16 protein-coding genes are annotated in these 11,702 nt (G+C 64.4%); 8 read left to right on the forward strand and 8 right to left on the reverse strand.

Annotated elements, in window-relative coordinates:
* Both EN781_RS12310 and EN781_RS12315 read left to right on the forward strand, forming a co-directional pair.
* Positions 1–784: peptidoglycan -binding protein (locus EN781_RS12310; RefSeq protein ID WP_127400031.1), on the forward strand; the 784-nt coding region annotated here is incomplete at its 5' end.
* Positions 785–1,023: 239 nt separating this feature from the next.
* Positions 1,024–1,449 (forward strand): hypothetical protein, encoded by a 426-nt coding sequence (locus EN781_RS12315; protein ID WP_127406765.1) that lies wholly within the window; start codon positions 1,024–1,026, stop codon positions 1,447–1,449.
* A 62-nt stretch (positions 1,450–1,511) separates the two neighbouring features.
* On the opposite strand, the gene EN781_RS12320 is transcribed toward EN781_RS12315, so the two are convergent.
* Positions 1,512–1,865: a DUF1304 domain-containing protein gene (locus tag EN781_RS12320; RefSeq protein WP_126057850.1), complete on the reverse strand. Its 354-nt coding sequence runs from the start codon at positions 1,863–1,865 to the stop codon at positions 1,512–1,514.
* A 146-nt stretch (positions 1,866–2,011) separates the two neighbouring features.
* Between EN781_RS12320 and EN781_RS12325 the strand changes: the two genes are divergently transcribed.
* Positions 2,012–3,496 (forward strand): carboxypeptidase M32, encoded by a 1,485-nt coding sequence (locus tag EN781_RS12325; RefSeq protein ID WP_126057849.1) that lies wholly within the window; start codon positions 2,012–2,014, stop codon positions 3,494–3,496.
* A gap of 51 nt (positions 3,497–3,547) precedes the next feature.
* A complete protein-coding gene (locus EN781_RS34285; protein WP_189347509.1) occupies positions 3,548–3,688 on the forward strand; it encodes a hypothetical protein in 141 nt (46 codons plus the stop codon).
* A 21-nt stretch (positions 3,689–3,709) separates the two neighbouring features.
* Here EN781_RS34285 and EN781_RS12330 read toward each other — a convergent pair whose 3' ends face one another.
* Positions 3,710–5,512, reverse strand: coding sequence for an ABC transporter transmembrane domain-containing protein (locus EN781_RS12330; RefSeq protein WP_126057848.1), 1,803 nt, complete (start codon positions 5,510–5,512; stop codon positions 3,710–3,712).
* 205 nt (positions 5,513–5,717) lie between these two features.
* Here EN781_RS12330 and rpmE point away from each other — a divergent pair, with 205 nt between their 5' ends.
* Positions 5,718–5,939, forward strand: coding sequence for a 50S ribosomal protein L31 (gene rpmE / locus EN781_RS12335; protein ID WP_126057847.1), 222 nt, complete (start codon positions 5,718–5,720; stop codon positions 5,937–5,939).
* Between the two features lie 316 nt (positions 5,940–6,255).
* Here rpmE and EN781_RS12340 read toward each other — a convergent pair whose 3' ends face one another.
* Positions 6,256–6,900, reverse strand: a complete 645-nt coding sequence (locus tag EN781_RS12340) for a TetR/AcrR family transcriptional regulator (protein ID WP_126057846.1) — start codon at positions 6,898–6,900, stop codon at positions 6,256–6,258.
* Positions 6,901–7,011: 111 nt separating this feature from the next.
* Between EN781_RS12340 and EN781_RS12345 the strand changes: the two genes are divergently transcribed.
* Both EN781_RS12345 and EN781_RS12350 read left to right on the forward strand, forming a co-directional pair.
* Positions 7,012–7,836: an NAD(P)H-binding protein gene (locus EN781_RS12345; protein WP_126057845.1), complete on the forward strand. Its 825-nt coding sequence runs from the start codon at positions 7,012–7,014 to the stop codon at positions 7,834–7,836.
* A gap of 1 nt (position 7,837) precedes the next feature.
* The gene (locus EN781_RS12350) at positions 7,838–8,314 is read left to right on the forward strand and encodes a DUF1772 domain-containing protein (RefSeq protein WP_126057844.1); all 477 of its coding nucleotides are present in this window, start codon (positions 7,838–7,840) and stop codon (positions 8,312–8,314) included.
* Positions 8,315–8,344: 30 nt separating this feature from the next.
* Here EN781_RS12350 and EN781_RS12355 read toward each other — a convergent pair whose 3' ends face one another.
* The 3 genes from EN781_RS12355 to EN781_RS12365 all read right to left on the reverse strand — a co-directional run bounded on the left by EN781_RS12355 (position 8,345) and on the right by EN781_RS12365 (position 9,970).
* Positions 8,345–8,653 (reverse strand): SelT/SelW/SelH family protein, encoded by a 309-nt coding sequence (locus EN781_RS12355; protein WP_245455343.1) that lies wholly within the window; start codon positions 8,651–8,653, stop codon positions 8,345–8,347.
* A gap of 30 nt (positions 8,654–8,683) precedes the next feature.
* Positions 8,684–9,433: a YebC/PmpR family DNA-binding transcriptional regulator gene (locus EN781_RS12360; RefSeq protein ID WP_126057842.1), complete on the reverse strand. Its 750-nt coding sequence runs from the start codon at positions 9,431–9,433 to the stop codon at positions 8,684–8,686.
* A gap of 213 nt (positions 9,434–9,646) precedes the next feature.
* Positions 9,647–9,970 (reverse strand): helix-turn-helix domain-containing protein, encoded by a 324-nt coding sequence (locus EN781_RS12365; RefSeq protein WP_126057841.1) that lies wholly within the window; start codon positions 9,968–9,970, stop codon positions 9,647–9,649.
* A gap of 51 nt (positions 9,971–10,021) precedes the next feature.
* Between EN781_RS12365 and EN781_RS12370 the strand changes: the two genes are divergently transcribed.
* The gene (locus EN781_RS12370) at positions 10,022–10,504 is read left to right on the forward strand and encodes an SRPBCC domain-containing protein (protein WP_126057840.1); all 483 of its coding nucleotides are present in this window, start codon (positions 10,022–10,024) and stop codon (positions 10,502–10,504) included.
* A gap of 51 nt (positions 10,505–10,555) precedes the next feature.
* Here the strand turns inward: EN781_RS12370 and EN781_RS12375 are convergent, their stop codons facing one another.
* Together EN781_RS12375 and EN781_RS12380 are read right to left on the reverse strand one after the other, a co-directional pair.
* The gene (locus tag EN781_RS12375) at positions 10,556–11,323 is read right to left on the reverse strand and encodes a TerC family protein (RefSeq protein ID WP_126057839.1); all 768 of its coding nucleotides are present in this window, start codon (positions 11,321–11,323) and stop codon (positions 10,556–10,558) included.
* 71 nt (positions 11,324–11,394) lie between these two features.
* The coding region (locus tag EN781_RS12380) for a YmdB family metallophosphoesterase (RefSeq protein WP_189347511.1) at positions 11,395–11,702 on the reverse strand (308 nt) is incomplete at its 5' end.

An 11,702-nucleotide genomic window follows, 5' to 3' on the forward strand; every position in this document is an offset into this window, starting at 1 on the left:
CGCCAATCTGCAGGCCTCGCTATCGGCGTCGGAGGCGGAAAAGAGCCGGCTCGAACAACTGCTGGCGCAAGGCGCCGGCGCCGGCGACGCCGCCAACCAGCGCGCCGCCGCCCTCTCCGGCGAGCTCGACAGCCAGCGCCAGATCAGCCAGCAGGCGCTCAGCCAGGTCGAGATCCTGAACCAGCAGATCGCCGCCCTGCGCAAGCAGATCGGTGCGCTCGAGGACGCGCTCAACGTTTCGGAAGCGCGCGACCGCGACTCCAACACCAAGATCGCCGACCTCGGCCGCCGCCTCAATGTCGCGCTGGCGCAGCGCGTGCAGGAGCTGAACCGCTACCGCTCCGACTTCTTCGGCCGCCTGCGTGAGATCCTCGCCGACCGCGAGAACATCCGCATCGTCGGCGATCGCTTCGTCTTCCAGTCGGAGGTGCTGTTCCCGACCGGCTCCGAAGAGATCAACGATGCCGGTAAGGTTGAAATGAAGAAGCTCGCCGACGCCATCATCGAATTGCAGAAGGAAATCCCGCCGGAGATCAACTGGGTGCTGCGCGTCGACGGCCATACCGACAACAAGCCACTCTCGGGTGCCGGCCGCTATCGCGACAATTGGGAGCTGTCGACGGCGCGCTCGACCTCGGTGGTGAAGTTCCTGATCGAGAACGGCGTGCCGGCCAATCGGTTGGTCGCGGCCGGCTTCGGTGAATTCCAGCCACTCGATCCAGCCGACACCGACGAGGCGCGCAGCAAGAACCGCCGCATCGAGCTGAAGCTCACTGAACGGTGATCGCGTATCACGAGAATTTGTTCACAGACTCAACGCTAGGGCGCAGATACGTGACCGGCAAGTCCTGAAAACATTATCTTTTTTTAATTACACTGCGCGGCTGGGCGCTCCTAGCTTGCCGCGCAGGGCCGAGAACCGCCGGCGATGCCTCCCATCGCGGCACGACGGAACCGACGGCTCACAAGGTCGGAAAGCGGAGCGGCGCGGCCGCTCCCTTCCCCAGCAAAAGGATGCGCCGCATGCGCGTTTCATTCTCTCTCAGGACTGCCACGCTTGCCGCAATTCTCGTCACGGCCCCGCTCGCCGGCGCTTACGCTGCCGGACATCACAAGGGCGCTCTCGACGCGCCCGATCCCACCGATTTCACCGGTCCGCGCGTGACAGGCCTGATCGAGCAGGTGCAGGGCCTCGACCAGGGCATCACCGATGCGCGGCAGCAGAATGCGATTACGCCGGCCGAGGCACAGACGTTGCGCATGCGCGCCGCCCAGATCAGCCAGGCCGCCGCGAAAACGGCCGCCGCGGATCATGGCAGGATACCGGCAGCGCAGTATCATGATTTGCTGCGCCGTCTCGACGATGTTGACCAGGCGCTTCGCATCGACACCGGGGCCGGCTTCCTGATGGGCGACGGCGCGGACGGCGGGCACTATCCCAACGGCTGATCGCTCGACCCGAGGAAGGGACACCTGGCGCCCGAGGGAACTCCGTCCCAAGGGCGTCCTTTTTACCAGCCCAGCCAGAGCGCGATGATGCCGAGCGCGGCCGGCACGGTCTGGATGAACAGGATCTTCCTGCCGACGGTCGCCGCTCCATAGAGACCGGCGATGGCGACGCAGATCAGGAAGAACATCCTGACCTGGAAGCCGGCCGCGCCGAGATAGAGCCCCCAGATCAGCCCGGCGGCGAGAAACCCGTTGTAGAGCCCCTGATTAGCGGCCAGCACCTTGGACGCCTTGGCGAAATCCGGCGTCAGCCTGAACGCCTTGTGGCCCTGCGGCGTATCCCACAGCACCATCTCCAGATAGACGATGTAGCAGTGGATCAGCGCCACCAGCGCGACCAGGATGTTGCCTATCATTTTCCCCTCCGCTTCGTTGCCAACATTGATCACGCCGCAGCTTGCCCGCGCAAGGCGGCTCGGGCACCTCGTCGGGGTTGCCAAGGCTGGCGCGTTGGTATCTTTTCGCGCCGTCCAATTCGATAGCAGACCAGACTGGAACCGCCATGTCCTTTCAGAAACTCGACGACCTCGGCCACAAGCTCGAAGCGCTGGAACATGCGCTCGCCATCCTCGGCGCCGACGAGGCGACACATATGGCGGTCGGCGGCGGCGAGAAGCGCGCCGAGGCGATGTCGGCGCTCGCCGGGATGCTGCATGCCCGGGCGACGGCGCCGGAGATCGGCGACTGGATCGCTGCGGCGGAAGAGGAGGCGCTGAACGAGGAGCAGCAGGCGGCGGTCAGGGAACTGCGCCGGCAATACACCAACATGACCTGCCTGCCGGTCGAGTTCGTCGAGCGGCAGACGACGGCGCGCATGCGCTCCGAGCAGCTCTGGCGCGACCTGCGCGCCAAAAACGACTGGGCGGGTTTCCAGCCGGCGCTGGAAGGCGTGATCGCCCTGGTGCGCGAGGAAGCGGCCTTGCGCGCCGATGCGCTTGGGCTCGATCCCTATGACGCGCTGATGGAGCAATATGACCCCGGCAACCGCGCCGTCGACATCACGCCGGTCTTCGCGGAGCTGAAGGCCTTCCTCAAGGGCTTCGTGCCGGAGGCGCTGGCGTTGCAGGAGGAGCGGCTGGCGAAGCATCCGCTGAAGCCGCTTTCCGGCAACTATGCGATCGAGCGTCAGCGCGAGCTCGGCCTTGCCATGATGGCGGCGGTCGGTTTCGACCTCACCCATGGCTCGCTGTCGGTGTCGCATCACCCCTTCTGCGGCGGCGTGCCGAGCGACGTGCGCATCACCACCCGCTACAAGACCACCGATTTCCTGTCGGCGCTGATGGGCGTGCTGCACGAGACCGGCCATGCGCTTTACGAGCAGAACCTACCGAAGGCCTGGGCGCACTGGCCGCTTGGCAAGGCGCGCGGCATGGCCGTGCACGAAAGCCAGAGCCTGTTCGTCGAAAAGCAGGTCGGCCGCAATCCGGCCTTCTGGCGCTGGGCCCTGCCGGTGGTCGAGAAGCATCTCGGCGAGACCTGGTCGATCGACGACATCCTGCCGCATGTGCACCGGGTCGAGCGCGGCCTGATCCGCGTCGATGCCGACGAGGTCACCTACCCGCTGCATGTCATCCTGCGCTACGAACTGGAGCAGGAACTCGTCTCGGGACGGCTGGAGGTTGCCGACCTGCCCGAGGCCTGGGACGGCAGGATGCGCAACTATCTCGGCCTGTCGACCCTGGACAATCCAGCCGACGGACCGATGCAGGATGTGCACTGGCCGGGCGCCGCCTTCGGCTATTTCCCGTCCTATACGCTAGGTGCCATGATGGCGGCACAGCAATGGGCGGCGCTGACCCGTGAGCATCCGTCCGCCGACGACGACCTCGCCAGGGGCGACTTCAGCGCCATCAACGCCTGGCGGCGTGAAAGGATCTGGTCGCAGGGGTCGCGCTGGTCGACCCCAGACCTGCTCGAACGCGCCACCGGCGAGAAGCTCAATGCAACGTATTTCACGGAGCATCTGCGCAAGCGCTATGGCAACTGAGCCCGCTTCTCTGGATCAAGACACCCGGAACATTCGCCACCAGTCTTTACTTTGGCCGGAAAGAGTCTGAAAGCACTGGCTGCCAACGATCTCGCCAAGAACTTTCCGATCAAGGCCGCCGACCTCGGCACCGACCTGCCGACGCCGACCATGGTGGACCGCGCCGGCCCGAACGGCGGCTTGCCGCACTGAACTGAATGAAAACCGAGGCGATTATTCAGCCGCGCCTTTGAAGGCGCTGGCGCCGGTCTCGAACTGCAGCTTGGCCAGCCGCGCATAGATGCCGCCCTTGGCGACCAGGCTCTGATGCGTGCCTTCCTCGACAATGCGGCCGCCTTCCATGACGAGAATCCGGTCGGCCTTCAGCACCGTCGCCAGCCGGTGGGCGATGACGATCGTGGTGCGGCCCTGCATGAGGCGCTCAAGCGCCGTCTGCACCAGCGTCTCGCTTTCGGCGTCGAGCGCCGAGGTCGCCTCGTCGAGCAACAGGATCGGTGCGTCGCGCAGGATGGCGCGGGCTATCGCCACGCGCTGGCGCTGGCCGCCGGACAGCGTCACCCCGCGCTCGCCGACCTGGCTCTCATAGCCCTTGTCCAGCTTGAGGATGAATTCGTCGGCGAGTGCTGCCTTCGCCGCCGCCTCGATCTCAACATCACTGGCGCCAGGCCGGCCGAAGCCGATATTGTCGCGAGCGCTGGCGGCGAAGATGGTGACGTCCTGTGGCACGATGGCGATGCGCTGCCTGATCGCCACCGGATCGGCCTCGCGCAAATCGATGCCGTCGATGACGATGCGGCCGGTCTCGGGGTCGTAGAAGCGCAGGATCAGTGAAAAGACAGTGCTTTTGCCCGCGCCGGAAGGGCCGACGATGGCCACCGTCTCACCGGGCTTCACCTGGAAGCTGAGGCCATGCACGGCGGCACGGTCCGGCCGTGCCGGATAGGAGAAGGAGACGTCGTCGAAGCTGATCGCGCCTTTCGCCTTCGCCGGCAATGGCCGCGGATCGGCGGGCGGCTGGATCGCCGGCTTCTCGGCCAGGATCTCGGTCAGCCGCTCGGCGGCACCCGCCGCCTGGGCGAGCTCGCCCCACACTTCCGACAGCGCGCCGAGCGCGCCGGCCGCGAACACCGAATAGAGCAGGAACTGGCCGAGCGTGCCTGCCGACATCGTGCCGGAGAGCACGTCGCGCGAGCCGAACCACAGCACCGCCACCACCGAGGAAAAAATCATGAAGATGGCGAAGAAGGTGAGGAAGGCGCGCGCGAAGACCGAGCCGCGCGCCGCCTCGAAGGCGGCTTCCACTGCTGCGGAGAAACGGCCGGTGACCAGCGTCTCGTTGGTGAAGGCCTGCAGCGTGCGCACCGCGCCGATCTGCTCGCTGGCATAGGCGGTGGCGTTGGCCAGCGTATCCTGCGCCTGCCGTGACTTGCGCCTGACCGAACGGCCGAAAGCGACCAGTGGCAGCACGATGAGCGGGATGGCGGCGATGACGAGGCCGGACAGTTTCGGGCTGGTGAACACCATCATCGCCACCGCACCGAGACCGAGGATGACGTTGCGCAGCGCCACCGAGGCGGTGGCGCCGACCGCCGATTTCACCTGCGTGGTGTCGGCGGCAAGACGCGACACGATCTCGCCCGACTGGGCCGTGTCGAAGAAGGCCGGCGACAGCGTCGTAACATGAGCGAAAACGTCGCGGCGGATGTCGGCGACCACCCGCTCGCCGAGGGTGATGACGAAATAATAGCGGCTGGCCGAGGCCGCAGCCAGCAATGCGGCCATCACCACCAGCATGGCGAAATATTCAGCGATGAATTTGGAATCGGAGGCGGAAAAGCCATGGTCGATCATACGGCGCACGGCCATTGGCAAGGCCAGCGTCGTTGCCGCCGCTACGACCAGCGATATGATCGCGCCGATGACCATCTTGCGGTAGCGGAAGATGTAAGGATAAAGGCGTCTCAGAGGGCCGAGCGAGCGTCTGCGCCCGTCTTCCTCGCCACTGATGTTCGCCATGACCGTTTCCTCTGGCCACCTTCGGCTATGCGCTTCGAATATGCGCGTGCCGCGGCCTTGTGATTCAATTCCGGCTGATGTATAGGCTCGCCGACCGTTTTAGAAGCCGCGGCTCCTCAATAGCTGCGGCTTCGAGTTTTAAAAAGGGGCGCATCGACGCAGGCCTTGGGCCCGTCGGCAGCGCCGGTAAGCCAGGAACAGAACCATGAAGACCGATATCCATCCCGACTACCACACCATCAAGGTCGTCATGACCGACGGCACCGAATACCTGACCCGTTCGACCTGGGGCAAGGAAGGCGATACGATGAACCTCGATATCGACCCGACCACGCACCCGGCCTGGACCGGCGGCCAGCAGACCCTGCTCGACCGCGGCGGCCGCCTGTCGAAGTTCAAGAAGCGCTTCGAAGGTTTCGGCCTTTAAGCCTATTCCTGCCTTGTCGCAGATCAAGAACCCGCCTTCGAGGCGGGTTTTTTGTTGACCAGAGCTCCCTTCTCCCCGTCACTATACGGGGAGAAGGTGCCGGCGGGCGGATGAGGGGCGGGGCCGACCTCGACAATTGGCTGAGAAATTCAATTCGGGAATTCGGTGACCGCGCACTTTTCGCGACAAAGCTGCCGTCAAATATCATAGGCCCGTGCTGCCTGCCGGCATCCTCTCCCTGGGGACAGGGGACGCTCTCATTGCCGATTCCGCCAATCGACAACGCGGCAGGAAAAACGCCAAGGGCGGCTCGTCTCTACCCATCCACCAGCTCTCGCAACGCCATGCGCTTGTAGGCCGCGACCAGCCGGTCGCCTTCCTTGCGGTCAACGGAGATCGCCAGCCGCATAGCGGCCTCACCCATCTGCCAGATCAGCAGCGCTGTCGTCTCAAGCGCCACCGGATCGGCATTCGGACGCAGCCGCTTGAGCACCGCTGTCAGGAATTCCGCGTTGGCGCGGCTGTCGGCGAGTTCCAGCGCGTGCAGTGCCTTGTCGGCCTGCGTGCCCGACCAGATGTCGCGCATCACCGGTTCAGCCAGGAACAGACGGTAATAGACGTCCACCAGTTCCGAAAATGCTCGCCGCAAGCCCTCGGCGTCGCCGACATCCTTGAGCGCTGCGGCAATGCAGGCCTGGCTTTCGGCGGTGTAGCGCTCGGCCAGCGCCCAGACGATCGCCCGCTTGTCGGGGAAGAACTGGTAGAGCGAGCCGATCGAAACGCCCGCCCTTTCCGCCACCTCGCCCATGCGCATGGCGTCGCTGCCCTGCTCCGCGATCAGCGCCGAGGCGGCGGCAAGCATGCGCTCGACCCGCTCGCGGCTGCGCTGCTGGCTCGGGGACCGGCGCGGCGAGGCCACCGATCCATCCTGCTGATGCGGCGCGGCACCTCTGCCTTCCATGGAGTCCTCCGGAAAGATTCTGCGACAACTCGCTTGACTCACAAAATACGAGGGTTTATCACGTTTTGCAAATGTGAGGATTACTCATATTTGTAAGCCGAGGAGATCGAGATGACTGCGAAACCTATTTTGATCCTGGGCGGCACCGGCAAGACCGGCCGGCGCCTGGCCGAACGGCTGATCGCCAGGAAAATTCCTGTGCGCATCGGCTCCCGCGCTGGCACGCCACCCTTCGACTGGCTGGACAAGGAAACATGGGGCCGTGCGCTCGACGGCGTCGGCGCCGTCTACATCAGCTACTATCCAGACATCGCCGTGCCGGGCGCCGCCGAAACCGTCGAGGCGTTTGCCCGGCTTGCCGTCGAACGCGGCGTCAAGCGCCTGGTGCTGCTCTCCGGTCGCGGCGAGCCTGAAGCCCAGCGCGCCGAGGAGATGTTGAAGGCCTCCGGCGCCGACTGGACCATCCTGCGCTGCGCCTGGTTCTCGCAGAATTTCAGCGAGGGCTTCCTGATCGAGTCTATCCTCGAGGGCGAGGTCGCCTTGCCGGTCGGCAATGTCGGTGAACCTTTCGTCGAAGTCGACGACATCGCCGACGTCGCCGCAACCGTCCTGACGGAGCCAGGTCATATCGGCCAGCTTTACGAGCTCACCGGCCCGCGCCTGTTGAGCTTCGCCGACGCCGTCGCCGAGATCGGCAAGGCCGCCGGCCGCGACATCCGTTACCAGCAGATCTCACATGCCGAATTCACCGAGGCTGTGGCGGCGCACAATTTGCCGCCGGAATTCGGCTGGCTGCTCGACGAGCTCTTCACGAAGGTGCTCGACGGCCGCAACGAGACGCTGGCCGACGGCGTGCAGCGCGCGCTCGGCCGCCAGCCGAAGGACTTTTCCGCTTATGCAACCGAAACCGCCGCCAGCGGCATCTGGAGCAATTGAGATGATGAAACTTCTTCCCACCCTCACCTTCATTGCCGCGATCGGCTCCGGCGTCGTCGGTGGCGTTTTCTTCGCCTTTTCCAATTTCGTCATGGCGGCGCTTGCCCGGCTGCCCGTCCCAAGCGGCATCGCGGCGATGAATTCGATCAACGTCACGGTGATCACCCCGACGTTCATGACGGCCCTGTTCGGCACCGGCCTCATCTGCCTGGGGCTGATTGCCGCCGCGCTGTTGGGCTGGACCCAGTCGGGCACGTATTGGCTGCTTGCCGGCGCCGTGATCTATTTCGTCGGCAACCCGATCGTGACCATGGTCTTCAACGTGCCGCTCAACGACGCGCTCGCCGCCGTCGACCCGGCGAGCGCCAACGGCGCCGCCGTGTGGGCGAACCATCTGAGCCAATGGGTGATGTGGAATCACGTCCGCACCATCACGGCCATCGTGTCGATGGCCTGTTTCATCCTGTCGATGCTTTGAGAAGCGCAAGGCACAAACAAAAGACCCGGCTCAGGCCGGGTCTTTTTTATCACCTTTGCGATCCGCATGGCCGAGATCGCGCTCCGGGTCGATGACGTCGCGGACCAGTTGCTTGAGCTTCGCGGCGTCCGGAAAGCCGCCGTCGCGCTTGCGCTCCCAGACAAGCGTGTCATTGCAGGAAATGCTGAAGATGCCGCCGGTGCCCGGCACCAGCGTCACCTCGCCGAGATCGGTGCCGAAGGTCGAGAGCAGCTCCTGCGCCATCCAGCCGGCTCTGAGCAGCCACTGGCACTGCGTGCAATAGGTGATGCGGACGGTAGGCAGCGGCTTGTCGCTCATATCAGGTTGAGCTTCGCTCATATTTCGGACTTAGGCCGCGCTGAGCTTGGCCATGGTCTCGTCGTCGACCTCGAAATTGGCGTAGACGCTCTGCACGTCGTCGTCGTCCTCGAGCGTGGCGACCAGCTTCATCAGCGACTGCGCGCGTTCCTCGTCGACCGGAACGTTGTTCTGCGGCTGCCAGATCGGCTTCACCGATTCCGCCTCGCCGAGCGAGGCTTCCAGCGCCTTCGACACGTCGCCGAGATTCTCGAAGGCGCAGTAGATGGTGTGGCCTTCCTCGTCCGATTCGACGTCGTCCGCGCCGGCTTCGATCGCCGCTTCCATGACCTTGTCGGCGTTGCCGGCCGATGCCGGATAATAGATCTCGCCGACGCGGTTCCACATGAACGACACCGAGCCGGTTTCGCCCAGCGCCCCGCCGGCCTTGGTGAAGGCGGCGCGCACGTTCGAAGCCGAACGGTTGCGGTTGTCGGTCAGCGCCTCGACGATCAGCGCCACGCCGCCCGGGCCGTAGCCCTCATAGCGCACGGCCTCGTAGTTTTCGCCGTCGCCGGCCGAAGCCTTGTTGATGGCGCGCTGGATGTTGTCCTTCGGCATCGAGACGGCCTTGGCGTTCTGCACGGCAAGGCGCAGCCGTGGGTTCATCGCCGGGTCCGGCGTGCCGGTCTTGGCGGCGACGGTGATTTCGCGCGCCAGCTTGGAAAACATTTTCGACCGCACCGCGTCCTGGCGGCCCTTGCGGTGCATGATGTTCTTGAACTGTGAATGGCCAGCCATGGCACCCCTGTCGTTTTCGGCTAGAGCATCCTGAAGCCAGGTGCAGTGACCTTGCTCTTCGCAAAATGCTCGAATTCAAAATTTCAGAACGTCCCTGATACGCCTGCAAGGCATACGGCGCTCTCTCGGAATGGCCGGCTTATAGATAAATCGGCTCAATTCGTCCAGCCGCGCGTGGTAAAGGGGCGCGCGCGGATCCGATCGATCCGGCCTTCAGTGCTCCAGATCGGACTTCAGCCGGCCGATGATGCTTAGCGCATGGCCGGCATACTGGCTGATCCAGCGGTCATGGATCTGCTTGATCGGCAGCGCGTTGAGATGGTTCCAACGCTCGCGCCCCTCGCGCTTCGCCACGACGAGCTCGGCCTCCTCCAGCACCTTGAGGTGCAGCATGACGGTGCACCGGTCCATGTCGGGGAAGGCCTCGCACAGCATGCCTGTGGTGAGCGGCGCATCCTTCAGCCGATCCAGCAATTCCCGCCGGCGCGGATGCGCCAGCGCCTTGAAAACATTGTCGTCTCGCGATCGGCTTGACATGTTATAATTATATAACATATCGTCGAGACGAGCAAGGAAGGAGCTGTGGATATGTCTCTTGGATTCAGGGTTTCCGGTCGCATCGGCAAGCCGGTCGCCGAGGTCTTCGACGCAGTCGCCAATCCGGGCAAGCTGAGCGGCTATTTCACCACCCTTGGCGGCGCCAGCGCCCCACTGGTCGCCGGCACCACCGTGACCTGGTGGAAGACCGTGCCGGTGGAGGTCGATGAGGTGGTTCCCAACAAGCGCATTTTGCTGCGTTGGGATGGCAGCGGCCCCGGCGTAGTGCCGGCTTACAAGACCACGATCGAGATGAACTTCGAGCCGCTGGAGGACGGCGGCACCTTCGTCACCATCGCCGAAAGCGGATGGCGTGAGGATGAGGCCGGCCGCAAATCATCCTATGGCAATTGCGAGGGCTGGTCACAGATGCTCGCCTGCATGAAGGCCTATGTCGAGTACGGCATCAACCTGCGTGAAGGGTTCTACCCCAGCGAAATGCGTGGTGAGCTACCGACTTCGGACAGCAAATAAGCCCGAGGCAGCCGGGAAGGGGACCGCCCGCCGCCGGGCGGGCTGCCATGCTCAATGCCCTTCGCCGGACCTTGCCTTCTTGCGCCGCCGCGCCAGCATGTTGAGCCCCTCGACCAGCGCCGAAAAGCCCATCGCCGCGTAGATGTAGCCCTTGGGCACATGGTAGCCCATGCCGTCGGCGATCAGCGTCATGCCGATCATCAGCAGGAAGCCGAGCGCCAGCATGACGATGCTGGGATTCTTGGCGATGAAATCGGCAAGCGGACCGGCCGCCAGCATCATCACGCTCACCGCCACGATGACGGCGATGTACATGATGGCGATCTCGTCGGTCATGCCGACGGCGGTGATGATCGAATCGATCGAGAACACGAGGTCGAGCAAAAGGATCTGGAAGATGGCGCCGGCGAGCGATATCTGCAGCGTCTCGCCGAGCATCGTGTCCTTGTGGTCCTCGGGATCGACCGTGTGGTGGATTTCCTTGGTCGCCTTCCATACCAGGAACAGGCCGCCGGCTATCAGGATCAGGTCGCGCCAGGAGAAGCCGTGGCCAAGGGCGGTGAACACCGGCGTCGTCAGCTGGACGATGATCGAGATGGTGGCGAGCAGCACCAGCCGCATGATCAGCGCCGCCGAGATGCCGAGCCGGCGCGCGCGGGCCCTTTGCCCTGCGGGCAATTTGTTGGTCAGGATCGAGATGAAGATCAGATTGTCGATACCGAGGACGACCTCCAGCACCACCAGCGTCAGCAGCGCGACCCAGGCGGTCGGGTCGGAGACAAAGGCAAAGTGCGGCGCCAGGAATTCGATGAGCTGCATGGAGGTCGTCCCCTCTACGATCTGAAGCAGGTGTCGCCGCCAGTTAGGTACTGACGCCGCTCATATCAATGTCACGACCAGAAGGACGGCGCGGTTTCTTCCAGCCTGGGCCCGCGACGAAACGGCGCGATCTTCTCCGCCAGCCCTGTCCGGTCGGAAATCTCGACGCCGACGCCGCACAAGGTCGCCGGACCGTTTGCCGCCTCGAAGCGGCCTTTCGGCACTTTCGACAGGAAGCGGTTGAGCGGCTCCTCCTTGTCCATGCCGAGCGAGGAATCATAATCTCCGCACATGCCGGCGTCCGACATATAGCCTGTGCCGCCATTGAGGATCTGGTGGTCGGCGGTCGGCTGATGCGTGTGGGTGCCGACGACGAGGC

The sequence above is a fragment of the Mesorhizobium sp. M4A.F.Ca.ET.090.04.2.1 genome, assembly GCF_003999085.1.
Taxonomy (GTDB): Bacteria; Pseudomonadota; Alphaproteobacteria; order Rhizobiales; family Rhizobiaceae; genus Mesorhizobium.